The following is a 15485-nucleotide window of genomic DNA, read 5'->3' on the forward strand; positions in this document are numbered from 1 at the left end:
ATAACAATATGAGTATTGGCTGTTTCTGCGAATTTTTGACTTCTAAGAAATTATTGTTGTCCGTTTTGACCCAATTCTTCCTCCAGATGTTTTACCAGTTTGTCGCAGAGCCTGTTCATGGCGGTAGACATGAATTCATCGCCCGTAGAGTTGAGTATGCTTTGCGCCAATCCGCCCAAGCAGTCTACGTAAAACCTTTTCATTTCATCTACCGGCATTTCTTTGTTCCACAGGTCTATGCGCAGGGTGCTCATGGTATTGTGGTCCCAAATGGCGAGATTAAATGCTTTGGTTTCTTCCTCACCGGGTATGTCTTTGTCGGTGGCGTCCCAGGTAATGGTTTCAGGAATTGAGTCTTTGTCTAGTTTTATTCTGAGTTTGATTTCTGATTCTTTCATAGTAGCGTTTCTGTATTAGTTTAGTTTCATTTCAGGAATTTCTCCTTCTATTATTAATCGGCCACTGGTGGCTTCTTTAATTTCTTCTACACTCACACCGGGGGCTCTTTCCAGGAGTTTAAATCCACCTTCAGGAAGTACATCCAGTACCGCTAAATCGGTGACTATCTTTTTTACACAGCGAATACCGGTAATGGGTAGTGTGCATTCTTTCAGAAGCTTGGATTCGCCCGATCGGCTGCGGTGTTGCATAGCCACAATAATGTTTTCGGCAGAAGCCACCAGATCCATGGCTCCCCCCATACCTTTCACCATTTTACCCGGGATTTTCCAGTTGGCTATGTCTCCGTTTTCAGATACTTCCATGGCACCCAGTATGGTAAGATCTACGTGCCCGCCACGAATCATGGCGAAGCTTTCGGCTGAGCTGAACAGGGAGGAGCCGGGTAGGGTGGTTACGGTCTGCTTGCCGGCATTAATAAGGTCGGCATCAACTTCCTCTTCTTCCGGAAAAGGGCCAATGCCTAGTAAACCGTTTTCTGATTGAAGCACTACATTGATGTGTTCGGGAATAAAATTGGCCACTAAGGTGGGAATGCCTATTCCTAAATTAATGTAGGTTCCGTCTTGAACTTCTTGCGCTATGCGTTTTGCTATTCCTATTTTGTCTAGAGGCATGTTTTGAAAATTTGAAGATGTGTCAATTTGATGATTTGCTGAGTATGATGACAGTTGAAAGCACTTCTGAAAAGTGTACTGAACCTTGGTGCCCGTTCCGAAAATTGGAACTACTAACACCGTTGCTTTTTGGGCTTCCAGTTAAGAAAACCTGCCTGCTTTTGTTATTGAGAGGTTCTGCTGACCTCCTGATTTTATAAAGCGTAAGGGGTGCTTTTAGGTTTTCTGTAGCTGTTTGCATCTGTGCTTGTTTAGTGCATCGTATGATTCTCGGGGTATTCAATCATCAAATCATTTGATTTTTGTGGTTCTCTGTTCAATTCGTTTCTCATAATTAACTCCCTGAAAGATTCGCTGAACGAAAATACCCGGGGTATGGATGTGGTTGGGGTCTAGTTCTCCAACCTCAACGAGCTCTTCTACTTCGGCAATGGTAATTTTGCCGGCCGTGGCCATCATGGGGTTAAAGTTTCTGGCTGTTCCTTTAAAGATCAGATTGCCAGCCTTGTCGCCTTTCCATGCTTTCACAATTGCGAAATCGGCTTGCAGCCACGATTCGAGCAGGTACATCTTTCCGTTGAATTCTCTTACCTCTTTGCCTTCGGCCACCTCGGTGCCAAAGCCTGCCGGAGTATAAAAGGCCGGTATGCCCGCTCCACCGGCTCGTATTCGTTCGGCCAATGTACCCTGAGGAATAAGGTCTACCTCCAGCTCACCGGAGAGTAACTGTCGCTCAAACTCTGCGTTTTCTCCCACATAGGAGGAGATCATTTTTTTTACCTGTCGGGTCTTGAGCATGAGCCCGATACCGAAATCATCGACCCCGGCATTGTTAGATATACAGGTGAGTCCTTTTACTCCCTTTTTTACCAATGCAGCAATGCAGTTTTCCGGAATACCACACAGGCCAAAGCCTCCGAGCATGAGTGTGGCATTGTCTGGAATGTCGGCAATGGCTTCATCGGCATTGTTGACAACCTTGTTGATCATAGTGATGAGTTTATAGTTTACTTAGGCGCTGGCTCACTGCCTCTTTATCGGTTTTTAGCTGTGCTTTGAGTGCATCGAGCGAGCTGAACTTAATTTCCTTCCGAATCAAATCTACAAATTCAATGGCAATCTCGCTTTCATAGATGTCCTCATCGAAGTCAAAAATGTTTACTTCAATGGTTTTATGGTCTCCGCCAATGGTGGGGCGTTGCCCGATGTTGAGCATGCCATTGTATTTTTGGTATTCGATGCATACGCGCACGGCATATATTCCATCGGCCGGAACTAGCTTATAGTTTTCTTTTACCTGAATGTTGGCAGTAGGATACCCCAACGAGCGGCCTATTTTGTTGCCGTGCACCACCCGACCAGATAGCGTATAGGTTCGGCCCAAAAGGTTGGTGGCCAGGTGTACATCGCCTACTTCCAGAGCCCTGCGTATTTTGGTGGAGCTTATTCCAATTTCGTCTATGTCTTGTCGGGGTATTTCTTCTACCTCAAAGTCATACTTAGGGGCGAACCGGTGTAGCTCTTCCAGGCCTCCACTGCGGTCTTTCCCAAAGCGATGGTCATAGCCGATTATTATTTTTTTTGTGCCTATTCGTTCATGGAGTATCACCCGAACGTATTCTTCCGGACTCATTTGAGAGAACTCCTGAGTGAAAGGTATTTTTATCAGGTGGTCTACCCCGTGCTGTTCGAGCAGATTGGCTTTTTCTGGAAAAGTAGAAAGCAATTGCAATGAATGATCCCAAGGTTTTAAGACTAACCTTGGGTGTGGCCAATAGGTAATGAGCACGGTTTCTCCGTTGAGCCGGTTGGCCTCCTCTCTTAATCGTGCGAGTATTTTTTGATGACCCAGGTGTACACCATCGAATGTGCCTGCTGTTACTACAGCATTCTTGATTTCCTCAATGGCTTCTGTACCCAGATGAATTTTCATGTGAGTTGTTTTAAATAATCAACCAGTTGGTCGAGTTGATGAGCATTTTCTACGCTAAACTGACCTATTCGCGTTCTTCTTAGGCTACTAAGGTGAGCGCCTACACCCAGGGCCTCTCCAAAGTCGTTGGCAAGGCTTCTTATATAGGTGCCTTTGGAGCATACTACTCTAAACTCTACCGTTGGCAAATCTACTTTGGTGAGCTCAAATTCGGAAATGACAACCTGCCTGGATTTGAGTTGAATATCTTCTCCTTTGCGAGCCAACTCATACACTCTTTTACCATCTACCTTAATGGCCGAATGAATAGGGGGTACCTGATTGATGGTGCCAAGAAACCGGTCTCTTGCACTCTCCAGATCCGTAATAGTGAGGTGTGAGGTTTGAACGGCCGCAGATGGTTCGCTTTCCAGATCGTAAGTAGGAGTGGTTTGTCCGAGCGTAAATGTGCCGGTGTATTCTTTTTCCTGCCCCATGAACTGCTCAATTTGCTTGGTCTTTTTGCCGGTGCAAATAATGAGAAGTCCGGTGGCCAGTGGGTCTAATGTTCCGGCATGCCCCACTTTTTTAATTCGGATGTTGTTTCTCACTTTTTTCACCACATCGAACGAAGTCCATTCCAGTGGTTTATCGATAAGCAGGATCTGTCCGGCCAGAAAGTTTTCCTGTTTGGAGAGTTCCGGATCTAAATTGAGCATTAAATAAGGGAATAAACAATGGCAACTAGCCCTACCAAAACACAGTAGTAGCTGAAATACTTAAGTTGGCTGCGCTTAACCAGGGCAATCATCCACTGGCAGGCAACAAGACCTGACACAAAAGCGGCCACAAAACCTATCATTAGAAGCGAGGTATTTGTTTCGCTGGCACCCAAATCGCCACTTATAATGTCTTTGGCCATTTTGCCTAAAATAAGCGGCACTACCATGAGAAAGGAGAACCGAGCGGCTTTTTGCCTGTCTACTCCCAGAATAACGGAGGTAGAAATGGTGGCTCCGGAGCGCGAAATGCCCGGTAATATGGCAATGGCCTGAGCCATACCAATGATAAATGCATTTTTATACGATACCGGATTGAGCGTATTTCTGGCTTTATCGGCCAAAAAGAGCAGGGCTGCTGTTATCAATAGCATGCAGCCTACGAGAAGAATTTGCCCACCAAAGAATTGCTCAATATGGTCTTCGAACAGCACGCCCACCAAGGCAGCCGGAACCATTGAGAGTACAATCTTTACTGAGAACCGAAATTCTTCATTGTTGCGAAAGCGAAGCAAACCGGTGACTATTTCGGCTATGTCTTTTCTGAAAATAACCATGGTACTAAGGGCAGTGGCGGCATGTAGAACCACGGTCATCATCAGGCTTTCCTCAGGTAGGCTATTGTCTCCAAAAAGGGCTTTTGTAAGCTCCAGATGACCACTACTACTTACCGGCAAAAATTCTGTAAGCCCCTGAACGATGCCCAGAATAACGGCTTCGAACCAAGACATTATTTCGATTTTTTGAAAATGGCGAAGAATTCAATGATGAAACCGGCTACTATAATAATGGGCCCCAGAGTTAGACCAAGGAAGCCCTGACCATGCGGTTCTTTATCGAGCGACATAATGATGAAGCCCAGTAACAGTGTGCCCAGACCTATGAGCATCCATTTATAATTTTCTTTGCTAAATGCGAATTGACTTTTTTTCTTATCAGACATATCAATATAGTTCGTCTAAAGACATTCTTAAATATTTGTTCATGGCCCTTAGTGTGCTGAAATAGGCTATTAGAGCGCCTAAAATAATCAGAATGCCATAAAGAGCTAAAATAAGTTCTTGCTGTTGCAGTTGTTCAAGCCCTTCAATTCTGGCATTGGCGAATTGCTTAAGACCAAATAGTAGACCGGAAGCAATGAGTCCGGCAATGGCTCCATGCATAAGAGCTCTGCTTAGGAATGGCCGCTTAATAAACCCTCCTTTAGCGCCCACCAGCTGCATGCTTCTAATAAGAAAGCGTTGAGAAAACAGGGCTAACTTAATGGAGTTGTTAATTAGTAATACCACAATAATAATTAGCAGAGCGGCTAGCCCGGCCAGTATGAGACTAAGCTTGGCCAGGTTGCTGTTTATAGAGTCTACCAGGTTTTTAACATATGTGACTTCATATACGCCACTTATGCCTTCAATTTGCTGAGCAATACTGTCTAACTGTGCATTGGTTTGATACTCTTGCGCAACCTTTAGTGTGTAGGCATCGCGTAGCGGGTTTTCGCCCAGAAATTCGGAGAAGTCTTCTCCAGTTTCTTCAATGAATTTAGCGGCTGCTTCTTCTTTAGAAATAAAAGTTATGGGGGTAACACCATCTTCTTTCAGAATGTAGCTACTAGAGGTTAATTCGCTCTGAATCCGGTTTCTCTGGCTGTTAGACAGGTCTTTGTTTAAATATACCTGCAGCTCAATGTTTTGCTTTATAATGGAGGTGAGACGGTTGGCTTGTAGCACCATAATGCCAAACAAACCAATCACAAAAAGGGCAAGACTTGCGCTAAATACCACGCTTACGTAGTGATAAGCTCCTAATTTTTTCTTGCGTTTGTGTTTTTTAGGTTCTCTAGCCAAGGACAGTGATTTTCGATCAAAAATAGTAATTAATTCATAAGGGTAACTGAGGGAAGATGTTAATATTGTTGAATAGGGCAAGGGGTGAACTGCTCATTGGTAAATCAGTCATTGATCTATAGTGAGGATTAATCAAGAGCCTTCTTTTTCAATCCTGTATGGAACCGTAGTGGTTTTAATGGCTAATTGCTGCCAATTAGAGGTAGGGGGGTAGACCATATTTAGCAATTAGCCATACTCTGCAATTAGTGAATGCCACTTGCCCGCAAAGGCGGCTCCCTGTATTCTAGATATACCTTGAATGCCGGGAAGTTAATGACTTCAGAACTTTCTTTGCCAAGTATAGCCTTTATTTGATAACAAGGGCCTGCGTGTAAGAGGAAGTCAACTTCATTGGCTCCTTCCAGATTGGTATTAATCAGATTTGTTCGAAGAAACTCCGCACCATCCCAATACAGTACGTCACAATGATTGTAGAAAAGGCCATAACTATCAAACAGTAATCCACAGATATACGGAGCTTCTTCCATGTCTTCTGTTACCTCGGGAAGTTCAAAATGAATATTGAGTTCTTTGAATTTGAAATGCTCATATACGGGTTCCTCATGGTTTTTAAACAGAGGCTGAAAACCGACAACGGTACGGTTGGCCTCTTCTTTGGCCAGGTTGAGTCCGATCATTTCATCAACCACCATATCTTTTTCCCTAACCACATACATGGCTTCATCTCTCGTAGTGGGATCAGGGTGGACAGTGCTTTTATCAACAACGCCTATCCATAAATGGTCATAGCCCTCAATGATTTCTGACTTAGGATTGATGCTGTAGACTGGTGGGTTTTTAATTTTCCCATTGTAGCCCAGTTCGTCAAGAGACAGGTCAATGTCGAAACGGTCGGGGTCGGGTAAATATCTGTTAAGTGAAAAGGTCAAAGCCAGATAGCTGGCTATTTCTGCCTGGCTTGATCTGTATACCCGATGGTATGTGGACCGGCACAAAGACTCCATGTCTACTTGCTTTGGATTCTTTTCTAACTTATAGTCATAAGTTCTTTTTAAAAAGCTGTCCGTTACTTTGCCATTACGGGAGTCCTTCACTTCTACGCTAAGAGTAGATTTCCTCCAGTCTGACCATTCCTTTTCAACCGTAGTAAAATATTCCTTATAGCGCTTGTAACATGCGGTCAGATCGTTGTACCATTCTACGACCGAGCTTTTTTGCTTATTGGCTTCTGGTTCATACAGATCTAATCCGTGGGTGAGCCTTTCTCTTAGTATGGCCAGGTGTATGTGGGAGAGTATAGAGATTATAGGGACTAAATGAATTCTGTTTTTGCTGTCTGTTAGTTTAGATTCGAGGCTTACGGCCTGCCCTAAGGCCACCGTTAACACCTGAGAATTTTCTCTTAACCCTTTGTTTGGAGAGTACTGAGCTACTTGTCTCATGAGAGCATTCAATTCATTTTTGCGTTCAAAGAGCTCTTGGTCAAGTATGGCTTTGTCGATAGCTTCATACACCTGTTCTTTAATCAGGTCCCAGATGTTTATTTTGTTAGGGTCTTTTGGCCATAGCAGGGAGGTTATAGACGCAGCTATTCCGCCAACTTTAGGTATTGCTTTTTCAATACCTATGACAATTCTTCTTGCTCTGTTATTTGGAGTGTCGGTTATAAACGGAGTACCCTGGGTTAATAAATCACCGGCTTCAAGGGAACTGGAACTTTGATTCATTGTGCGTATTTTATGTTTCTTGAACGAGAGGCATAAATAAAATGTCTTACCTCTTTATCCTATCAAATTCTGATGTTTGGTCTTTTCTTTAATGAGGAACGGTATAAGGAAGTGGACCACATAGCTGAAGGATGAGTTGTGGTGGGGTAGTTATTCGAAGACTATGTCGTTGGTAGGTAGTTTCATTTTAGAAAAGAGCTCTTTTGGGGAGTAGCTGGTCATTTTTCGGCACTCTTTAATGAAGTGTGATTGATCATAATAACCGAATTCAAGCGCATCAATAAACTTCATGTTAGGTCGGTTTTTTAGCTTGCGAGAGACGTTTTGGAACCGAATGACTTGCCACAGCTCTTTGGGGGCAAGATTAAATTCCTTCCGAATCCATCTTTCCATCGACTTTTCGGACATATGCATGCTACCCGCAAGTTCGGCCACTTTAAATTTGCCTGTTATGCTGCTTTCTATAAGACTTATAACCCGATCTATTTTTTCGTCAACCGAAAATTTATCCAGCGAATGGCCGATGGTGCTATCAAGTGCATCAACCTGAATGGCAGTATTTCTTTCCGATAGTTCGGAGAGAATATTTTCCCGGGCGGTTGGTGGAATCAGCTTAGAAGTATCAAAACTCTGCCAATTGGTAAGCAGGCCATTGAACAATGAAAGCCCGAGAATGTTCAGATTCAGTTTAATATTCAAACAAACAAGACAGGAGGGTATGTGGTAGAATGAAGCCTGATTGGTAGCTGGCAGAATACCGGAGCTTCCCGCCCAAATAAATGATTCGGAGTCAACATCCCACTGGTGAAACCCTCCCTTTTTGACAAAATAGCATTCGATCTTCGCATTGGGTATGGTTTTAAGAAATGCCGGCTCACTAATGATAAAGAACTGATACCTGTCAACGTATTTGGAGACAGCGGGGAGTTTCGGTCGTTCTTCAATGAGTATCATTTTGTCTGATTCTTACAATTTTTTAGCTGAGCTCTCTTGTACGTTTGTATAAACTTAAAATTCGCGTATGAAAAAACAAGGACTAATATGGCTTATGTTCTCTCTGATGTTCGTAGCACAGGCTCAAACGAAAATCGAATTAGCAGGAGGTGTAACCGGAAAGCGATTTTCATTAAAAATGGATTGGGGTAATCTCAATTATGAAGTATTCGGAGAGGGCGATCCATTGTTAATCCTTCATGGCAATGGAGGTTCGGTAGAAGGGAAATACGCAATGATTCCATCGTTGCTGGAGCACTACCAGGTAATTGCTATTGATAGCAGATGCCATGGTCGTAGTGGCTGTCCGGATGGAGATTTAGACTACTTCCAAATGGCTGAAGATGTACACGCAGTAATGGAAGTTTTGGGACACAAGAAATACAGCATCTGGGGGCATAGTGATGGTGGTATTCTAGGTTTGATTATTGGTTACAGATATACCTCTAAAGTGGATAGAATGTTGATTTCCGGAGCCAACACCCGGTTGTCCGGGCTAAAACCGGAGCTTGTGGCTATGATGAGCAATTACCAACAAATACCTGATGCCACTACTAAAAAGCATCTGGCACTTATGGTAAACCAAAAGGAAATACCGATGGATAGTCTTCGGAAAATCAATGTTCCTGTAATGCTTATGGTAGGCGACCGGGATGCTGTGCGCATGCAGCATACCATGGAGATATTTGAGGCATTGCCAATGTCTAATTTATGTGTTTTGCCTGCAACAACGCACTTTATAGGCAATGATAGGCTCCATCATATTATATACTGGCTCAAAGAATTTAAAAAGCCGTTTTCGGCACCATCAACTATAGAAGTAGCCAATGCCATGGCCGAATCACTAATGGGTAACTAAGGTGCTTCCGGTCCATAAGCTGCAATCTCTTCAATTTTGCAAACGGGCAATTTAAATCGGTACGAAAGGCTTGTATATACGGAGTCTTTTGTGCCGATTGTTGCCTGTTCTACGCGTTTTAATTGACCCGAACCACCTGCTTGTCGGCAATGGCATAAACCGCATCGTCTTTTTTAATATTTATTTTGGCCGTACCAGTAAAGTGGCCAAAGGCAGGCAGCAGGCCGTTGCGTTCGCCAAAGTAAAAGCAGGGGAGACGCAGTGACTGACGCCCTTTGCCGTAGAGCTTTACTGCCGGATGAATGTGTCCGGCCAGATTATAGAGTTCAGTTTCTTCAGGAATATGGCTCAGATGAAAAGGTGGAATGCAAAGTGTTTCACTCACCTGAAGGTTAGGGATTCGGTAGTTACGAGCATCGAGTACATCATGATTGCCCAGTACCAAGCTGAACCGCAAAGGAGCCTTGCTCTTCATCCAACGTCTAAAAACCTCCCAGCCCTGATTGTGGTCTGAATGAAAGAGGTCGCCCAGAAAAATAACCTGCTCCGGAGCAAAGCGCGCAATAAGCTGGTCTAGCAGATGAATATCTCTGGTATGAATAAGGTCAGAGACAGGAATACCCGATTTGCGAAAATGCCCCGCTTTGCCCAGGTGCAGATCGGCTAGAATCAGATACTTTTTATCTGCCCAGAATATTCCTTTTTCGGGAATCAATACCAATCTTTGTCCTAATAACTCATGCACCATTGGTCAACAATTCGCAAGGCTCTGCGTTTTGTGTGAAAAACAAGTCTTAAAGATATGAACACCATTATGAAATACTCCATTCTATTGCTCACACTTTTGACTGTTATGTCCAACTCCGTTCAGGCTCAGTCGGCTGACGATGTTTTGGGCTTTTGGCTTACCGATGACGGAATGGCCAAAATAGAGATATATAAAAAAGAAGGTAAGTACCATGGCAAAATTGTTTGGCTCAAAGAGCCCAATAACCCGGATGGTACACCAAAGCTCGATACTGAAAACCCGAAAGAAGAACTTCGCAAACGCCCTGTTTTGGGCTTGGACCTGGTAAAAGGTTTTGTGTTCGAGGATGGCGTGTGGGAAGATGGCGAAATTTATGACCCCAACAATGGCAAGACCTACGATTGCCGTATGAAACTGAAAGGCAACAAGCTGGAAGTGCGAGGCTATATTGGCCTTTCTATGTTTGGCCGCACTGTGGTGTGGACAAAAGTGAAGTCTTAACTAACTCAAAAATCGATTACGATTCCCAACGAGGGTAGAATACTCGAATTGTCTATACCTTCAATAAGCACCAGTTGCCGGGGTGTGGTTATATTTCCCTGAGCATCTCTGTTCAGACCATACTCCGGTTCATTGGGAATATCTTGGCCAAATGCGTTTTGCAGTTCTAGAAATACATTGAAGGTCCACCGGCTGAAGTTCCATTTTTTGTCAATACGTATATCGGTTTGATTAAAGGCATTGAGTCTTACTGAGCCCAGTTGGTCATTGTCTTTGATTATGGCCGGATAGTTTTCCAGAGTAGCATTCCTGTCTACGGGAGCGTAAGGAGTGCTACCCAGGTAGCGCATTCTGGCGCTTAATTCCCAGTTGTTGCCAAACTTGTAGCCTCCCGTAAAAGTGAGCAGATGGTTGCTGTCCCAGGCACTTGGCCGGTAAACACCATCGAGCCCTGTAAACTCGCTCTTGTACCAGGTATAGGCCAGTATGGCATAATAGTTATTGGTAAACTTTTTCTGATAAAGAAATTCCATTCCATAGGTTCTTCCTTCACCTGTACTGTTCACATTTTCATTTCCTAACACCGAAAAATCGCCACCTAAATTGGCGAGCGACACCCCTTGTTCAAGGGACACGGGGTAGTTGTCGTATTTTTTATAAAAGCCTTCCAGAGTAAATCGTGAAGATGGGTTTAGTAAATACTCGAGCCCCAATACCGCATGGTCGCTTCGGATATACTCCGTATTTTTATTGACGAGTGAACCTGCCTGACTATAACCCAAAATAGTATAAGGTGGAATTTTATAGTATCTGCCCAGCGAGGCATTTACCGACCATTTCTTTAGTGCATCGAAAGTGTAGCTGGCAGATGCCCTGGGGCTTAGGGTTTGCCAAAAGTCATTGCCGGACTCAGTAAAACTGTTGCCATCTACTCTAATTCCGAGCGAGTATTTTAAACGATCGTCAGGTGAAATGGAAGAAGCTTGAAAGGAGACTCCGTACTTAGTGAAGGATATTTGGTTGTCGAAATTGTTATTGTTCACTAAGTCTAAGCTATTATTTTCGTAGCTCACAAATTGCAAGCCGGCAGAGCTTACCAAGGTCCAATTTCCTTTAAAACGGGTGCTGTTATACCTAAATTTAGTTTCGGATTCGGTCGATAAATTTTGCAGGTAAAGTCCCGTTTGGTTCTCATTGTTTTCGAACCTTCTAAAGTCATTATTCAATCTATTGTTACTCAATGAAAACGTGCTAAACCCTTTGCCGTATTTGTTTCTTCGTTTCCAGCTTACACCAATGGTATTGGTTTGTTGTTTAATCACCGGTACCTGGTCTAGCGTGGCCTGTTGTTCTTCATCATATTCATCGGGCACGTTAATACTGAAATCATCAACTGACCCCACTCCGGTAATGATGATTTCATTGTACTCATCTACGGCATGAGTCAGTTTATACTGGTAGTCCCAATAGTCGGGTAAAAAAGGAAGGTCCAGAGCCTGGAAAAGAAATTGCAGGTAAGACCTTCTGGCAGAAGCTATGAAGGAAGTTTTAGAAGTCTCGTTTTCGCCTTTAAATAATGGACCCTCAAAGGTTAAGGCACTTTCGCTGCTGCTAAGCCTAAAGTTTGTTCTGAACTCCCTGTTGTTTCCGTTTCTCTGATCGAACTGAAGAACACCGGACAGAGCATTGTCATATTGCGCAGCAAAGGCCGAAGTAGAAAGTGTCACTCCCTCAAAGAAGCTTACATTGAGCAGACCAACCGGGCCACCGGCACTGCCTTGGGTTGCAAAGTGATTGATGTTCGGAATTTCAATTCCATCTAAATAATAAACATTTTCATTGGGTGCTCCACCGCGAATAATGATGTCGTTTCTAAAACCACCAACCGAACCCGATACTCCGGGCAGAGATTGTACAACCTTTGCTATGTCATTATTTCCGCCCGGATAAGTAGCAATTTCTTCCCGCGAGAGCTTTTGGATAGAAAGGGGAGTCTCTTCAATTTTCTGAAACGGGTTGGCCATTACTACTACCTGGCCCAATTCTGAGATGGTTTCTTTTAGTTCAAAATTCACGTCCGGATTTCCTCCCGAACGAATTACTATGTTGAATTTGGTTTGCGTTTCGTACCCTACGAAAGAAACTTGCAGTGTAAAAGTTCTTGTAGGTAAGTTTTCCAGGGTGTAAAAACCCTCCGCATTGGTAATGGCTCCGGTTTGTAATTCGAGCACCTGCACCGTGGCTCCGGGTATAGATTCTCCGGTTTTGGCATCGGTCACATATCCGGAGAGGTTGCCTTTGTTTTGATAGGCCGACAGAGGCAGGCCCACCCATAGCATCAACAGAAAAAATAGATGTCGCATAGAATAGTTTACATGAGACAAACTAAGGGAGCATAAAAGGGTTTGAGACTTTCTAATTTATTTGCTTTCAGCCTGAGGTGTAAAGAGCTTTTTATCGGCCATAAAGGTTCCAAAAGGTAAAAGCGAGGCAATAAGCGCCAGAAAAGTCTTCCACATGGTCCACGCTTCTTTGCGCCCCACGAACATTACAAAAGAGCAATAAAGCACGAAAAGCACTCCATGAGCCAGGCCAACCGGGTAGGTGGGTTCAGGTATGTTGAACCAGTATTTAAGGGGCATACAAATTCCTAAGAGCAGAAGGTAGGAGACACCTTCCAGTATAGCGAGTAATTTCAGTGTTTTGAGCATCAGTTCTTTTGTGTCCGGCCGTAAATCTCAAACCTCAAATGCCAAATTGCAAGCTCCGGCCTACAAATCATAAATCCCGGGTCTCAAATTGTAGAACTTATGGCCGCTCCTAGATTTCAACTGTTTTTTTAAGGTTGAATGTGTTAGTATTGAAGAAGATTAAAAACGAAAACTATCTATATGAAAAAGGTCTTATTCCTATCGGGTTTGTTAACGCTGATTTTCGCCCACAACGGGCAGGCGCAAGACAAGCTCAAAAATATGCCAGGATACGAGCAGTATCAGAAAATGGCACCACAGCTGCGCGGTTCGGTAGACTACGGAACCATTTCTGCCAATTGGAGTGACGATGGCTCCAGCTTTCAGTATGTGAAGGATGGTAAGCTTTGGAAGTACGATGTAAAGAAGAAAACTACCGAAGATTTAGGGACTCCTCCAAGACCGGAAAGAAGAGCCTGGAACCGTCCGGCCAGAGGTCGTCAGTACGCATCGGCCGATTCGCCCAATGGGCAATTAAAAGCATTCCATAAAAATAGAAACATGTACATCAGTAATGCCGATGGCAGCAATGTGCAGGCCATTACTACCGATGGAAACATGGAAAATAAATTAAAGTACGGTATTGCCACCTGGGTGTATGGTGAAGAACTAGGGCAAAATACCGCTATGTGGTGGTCGCCCGATAGTAAAAAAGTGGCCTTCTACCGATTCAATGAGCAAGGCGCGAAGCAGTATTACGTTTTGCTGGATCAGCTCAAATTGTACGATTCACTGGAAGTAATGTCATACCCTAAAGTAGGTGAGCCTAATCTTCCGGTAGACCTAATGGTATACGACCTTGAGACCGAGAAAACTACTCTTTTGGATACCCGAGGCGGAAAGTCTTTTGAAGACGGGCCTTTAGGAACTTATCTCTATGGTGTGGAGTGGACTCCCGATGGTAAGGAGTTGCTTTTTCACAGCACCAACAGAAAGCAAGATATTATGGAGCTTAGAGCGGCCGATCCGGTAACCGGTAAAAGCCGCACTGTGGTAAGAGAAGAGTGGTTGCCCAGCTTTACCAAGAATACACCGGAAATGCGGTGGTTAAAAGATGGTAAGCGTTTTATCTGGGCTTCGGAAAGAACCGGCTTCAATAACTATTACCTCTATAATATTGATGGTACTTTGGAGGCAACTCTGACCCAACACCCCTTTGAAGTAGCCGGAATAGAAATGGTTGACGAGAAGAAGGGAGAGCTCTACTACATGGCAAGAAGTGGTGAAAACCATATGAAAATGCAACTGCACAGAGTGAGACTGGATGGTACCAAAGATACCCGCCTTACCGATCCGGCATACAATCATTCCGTCACTATTTCGCCTGACGGTAAGTACTTTATCGATATTGCCCAAACACACAATATTCCTCCCTTTACCAATTTGGTAGACAACAAAGGCAAAGTGGTGGCCGAATTGGCTAAGAGCGATATTAGCAAGTTTGAGCAACTTGGATTCAAAAAAGTAGAGGCATTCACCTTTACCGCAGCCGATGGGAAAACTGAACTGCACGGTTTGCTTCATTTTCCGTCAAACTTCGATCCCAATAAGAAGTACCCACTAATCTTGGCCAACTACGGAGGGCCGGCTACCAACGAGTTTAGAGAAACCTTTACCTTGCCAAACCCACTTACTGAATATGGATTTCTGGTGGTAGATGTTGATGGTAGAAACGTGAGAGGGCGTGGCAAGCGAATGCTCGATGAAATATATGGCAAGCTTGGTCAGGTAGAAATGGACGATTTTGCAGAAGGTATAAAATCACTTTATAACCGACCTTATTTCGATAAAAACAGAGTGGGTGTATATGGCACTTCCTATGGTGGAACAACTGCAGCTACCTGTTTGCTGAGACATCCTGATGTGTTCCACGCGGCAGTGGCCAACTCGGCCGTAACCGACTGGAGATATTACGACAATATTTACACCGAGCGTTACATGAACTTGCTGGAAAATAACCTGGAAGGCTATGAAAAATTCAGTTTGATGAATCAGGCCGATAAGCTGCAGGGAGAAATTATGATTTTCTTTGGTACCAGCGATAACAATGTACACCCGCAAAATTCTCTTGCTTTTATTGATGCTTTGCAGAAAGCCAGAAAGAGCTTTGAGGTGCAAATTGGCCCGGATCAGGGACACACAGCCATGGACTCGGAGCGAATGATGGAGTTCTTTATTGAACATCTGGTCATGAAAAACGGAATGGCACTCGAGTTAAAGAGGTAAGCTGTATAAACACTTATTGATCAAAGGGATGTTGTTAATCCGTGAACGGATTGGCGGCATCCCTTTT

The 15485-nt window shown here is 43.9% G+C and carries 16 protein-coding genes; 3 read left to right on the forward strand and 13 right to left on the reverse strand.

The window, feature by feature from the left end; genetic code table 11:
* Positions 1–50: 50 nt before the first annotated feature.
* From gldC to IE164_RS14405, 10 genes are all read right to left on the reverse strand, one after another.
* Positions 51–398: a gliding motility protein GldC gene (gene gldC, locus IE164_RS14360; protein WP_189630948.1), complete on the reverse strand. Its 348-nt coding sequence runs from the start codon at positions 396–398 to the stop codon at positions 51–53.
* A 15-nt stretch (positions 399–413) separates the two neighbouring features.
* Complete coding sequence (locus IE164_RS14365) at positions 414–1076, reverse strand: 3-oxoacid CoA-transferase subunit B (RefSeq protein ID WP_189630949.1); 663 nt, start codon at positions 1074–1076, stop codon at positions 414–416.
* A 291-nt stretch (positions 1077–1367) separates the two neighbouring features.
* Complete coding sequence (locus tag IE164_RS14370; RefSeq protein WP_189630950.1) at positions 1368–2066, reverse strand: CoA transferase subunit A; 699 nt, start codon at positions 2064–2066, stop codon at positions 1368–1370.
* A 10-nt stretch (positions 2067–2076) separates the two neighbouring features.
* Positions 2077–3009: a bifunctional riboflavin kinase/FAD synthetase gene (locus IE164_RS14375; RefSeq protein ID WP_189630951.1), complete on the reverse strand. Its 933-nt coding sequence runs from the start codon at positions 3007–3009 to the stop codon at positions 2077–2079.
* Positions 3006–3707 carry a tRNA pseudouridine(55) synthase TruB gene (gene truB, locus IE164_RS14380; protein WP_189630952.1) on the reverse strand — a complete coding sequence of 234 codons (702 nt, stop codon included), beginning with the start codon at positions 3705–3707 and terminating at the stop codon, positions 3006–3008. Before truB ends, IE164_RS14375 begins: the two co-directional genes overlap by 4 nt.
* Positions 3707–4498 carry an undecaprenyl-diphosphate phosphatase gene (locus IE164_RS14385; protein ID WP_189630953.1) on the reverse strand — a complete coding sequence of 264 codons (792 nt, stop codon included), beginning with the start codon at positions 4496–4498 and terminating at the stop codon, positions 3707–3709. Before IE164_RS14385 ends, truB begins: the two co-directional genes overlap by 1 nt.
* On the reverse strand, positions 4498–4710 hold the full coding sequence (locus IE164_RS14390; RefSeq protein WP_189630954.1) for a DUF3098 domain-containing protein: 213 nt from the start codon (positions 4708–4710) through the stop codon (positions 4498–4500). Before IE164_RS14390 ends, IE164_RS14385 begins: the two co-directional genes overlap by 1 nt.
* 1 nt (position 4711) lies before the next feature.
* Complete coding sequence (locus IE164_RS14395) at positions 4712–5611, reverse strand: cell division protein FtsX (protein ID WP_189630955.1); 900 nt, start codon at positions 5609–5611, stop codon at positions 4712–4714.
* A 245-nt stretch (positions 5612–5856) separates the two neighbouring features.
* Entirely contained in the window at positions 5857–7341 is a 1485-nt protein-coding gene (locus IE164_RS14400) for a hypothetical protein (RefSeq protein ID WP_189630956.1), read from the reverse strand.
* A 150-nt stretch (positions 7342–7491) separates the two neighbouring features.
* Positions 7492–8295 (reverse strand): helix-turn-helix domain-containing protein, encoded by an 804-nt coding sequence (locus IE164_RS14405; protein ID WP_189630957.1) that lies wholly within the window; start codon positions 8293–8295, stop codon positions 7492–7494.
* A 67-nt stretch (positions 8296–8362) separates the two neighbouring features.
* On the opposite strand from IE164_RS14405, the gene IE164_RS14410 reads away from it, so the two are divergent.
* Entirely contained in the window at positions 8363–9193 is an 831-nt protein-coding gene (locus tag IE164_RS14410; RefSeq protein ID WP_189630958.1) for an alpha/beta fold hydrolase, read from the forward strand.
* A 118-nt stretch (positions 9194–9311) separates the two neighbouring features.
* On the opposite strand, the gene pdeM is transcribed toward IE164_RS14410, so the two are convergent.
* Entirely contained in the window at positions 9312–9941 is a 630-nt protein-coding gene (gene pdeM, locus IE164_RS14415) for a ligase-associated DNA damage response endonuclease PdeM (RefSeq protein WP_189630959.1), read from the reverse strand.
* A 54-nt stretch (positions 9942–9995) separates the two neighbouring features.
* Between pdeM and IE164_RS14420 the strand changes: the two genes are divergently transcribed.
* Positions 9996–10442: a DUF2147 domain-containing protein gene (locus IE164_RS14420; RefSeq protein WP_229838702.1), complete on the forward strand. Its 447-nt coding sequence runs from the start codon at positions 9996–9998 to the stop codon at positions 10440–10442.
* Between the two features lie 5 nt (positions 10443–10447).
* Here IE164_RS14420 and IE164_RS14425 read toward each other — a convergent pair whose 3' ends face one another.
* A complete protein-coding gene (locus IE164_RS14425; RefSeq protein WP_189630960.1) occupies positions 10448–12805 on the reverse strand; it encodes a TonB-dependent receptor in 2358 nt (785 codons plus the stop codon).
* A 57-nt stretch (positions 12806–12862) separates the two neighbouring features.
* Positions 12863–13153, reverse strand: coding sequence for a DUF3817 domain-containing protein (locus IE164_RS14430; protein ID WP_189630961.1), 291 nt, complete (start codon positions 13151–13153; stop codon positions 12863–12865).
* Positions 13154–13333: 180 nt separating this feature from the next.
* Here IE164_RS14430 and IE164_RS14435 point away from each other — a divergent pair, with 180 nt between their 5' ends.
* Complete coding sequence (locus IE164_RS14435; protein ID WP_189630962.1) at positions 13334–15418, forward strand: S9 family peptidase; 2085 nt, start codon at positions 13334–13336, stop codon at positions 15416–15418.
* Positions 15419–15485 lie beyond the last annotated feature (67 nt).

It is taken from the genome of Roseivirga thermotolerans, from assembly GCF_014653175.1.
GTDB lineage: Bacteria > Bacteroidota > Bacteroidia > Cytophagales > Cyclobacteriaceae > Roseivirga > Roseivirga thermotolerans.

Bases quoted from the DNA above. Each gene is read 5' to 3' on its own strand.
- gldC (WP_189630948.1), bottom strand. From the start codon at position 398: ATGAAAGAATCAGAAATCAAACTCAGAATAAAACTAGACAAAGACTCA.
- IE164_RS14365 (WP_189630949.1), bottom strand. From the start codon at position 1,076: ATGCCTCTAGACAAAATAGGAATAGCAAAACGCATAGCGCAAGAAGTT.
- IE164_RS14370 (WP_189630950.1), bottom strand. From the start codon at position 2,066: ATGATCAACAAGGTTGTCAACAATGCCGATGAAGCCATTGCCGACATT.
- IE164_RS14375 (WP_189630951.1), bottom strand. From the start codon at position 3,009: ATGAAAATTCATCTGGGTACAGAAGCCATTGAGGAAATCAAGAATGCT.
- truB (WP_189630952.1), bottom strand. From the start codon at position 3,707: ATGCTCAATTTAGATCCGGAACTCTCCAAACAGGAAAACTTTCTGGCC.
- IE164_RS14385 (WP_189630953.1), bottom strand. From the start codon at position 4,498: ATGTCTTGGTTCGAAGCCGTTATTCTGGGCATCGTTCAGGGGCTTACA.
- IE164_RS14390 (WP_189630954.1), bottom strand. From the start codon at position 4,710: ATGTCTGATAAGAAAAAAAGTCAATTCGCATTTAGCAAAGAAAATTAT.
- IE164_RS14400 (WP_189630956.1), bottom strand. From the start codon at position 7,341: ATGAATCAAAGTTCCAGTTCCCTTGAAGCCGGTGATTTATTAACCCAG.
- IE164_RS14405 (WP_189630957.1), bottom strand. From the start codon at position 8,295: ATGATACTCATTGAAGAACGACCGAAACTCCCCGCTGTCTCCAAATAC.
- IE164_RS14410 (WP_189630958.1), top strand. From the start codon at position 8,363: ATGAAAAAACAAGGACTAATATGGCTTATGTTCTCTCTGATGTTCGTA.
- pdeM (WP_189630959.1), bottom strand. From the start codon at position 9,941: ATGGTGCATGAGTTATTAGGACAAAGATTGGTATTGATTCCCGAAAAA.
- IE164_RS14420 (WP_229838702.1), top strand. From the start codon at position 9,996: ATGAACACCATTATGAAATACTCCATTCTATTGCTCACACTTTTGACT.
- IE164_RS14425 (WP_189630960.1), bottom strand. From the start codon at position 12,805: ATGCGACATCTATTTTTTCTGTTGATGCTATGGGTGGGCCTGCCTCTG.
- IE164_RS14430 (WP_189630961.1), bottom strand. From the start codon at position 13,153: ATGCTCAAAACACTGAAATTACTCGCTATACTGGAAGGTGTCTCCTAC.
- IE164_RS14435 (WP_189630962.1), top strand. From the start codon at position 13,334: ATGAAAAAGGTCTTATTCCTATCGGGTTTGTTAACGCTGATTTTCGCC.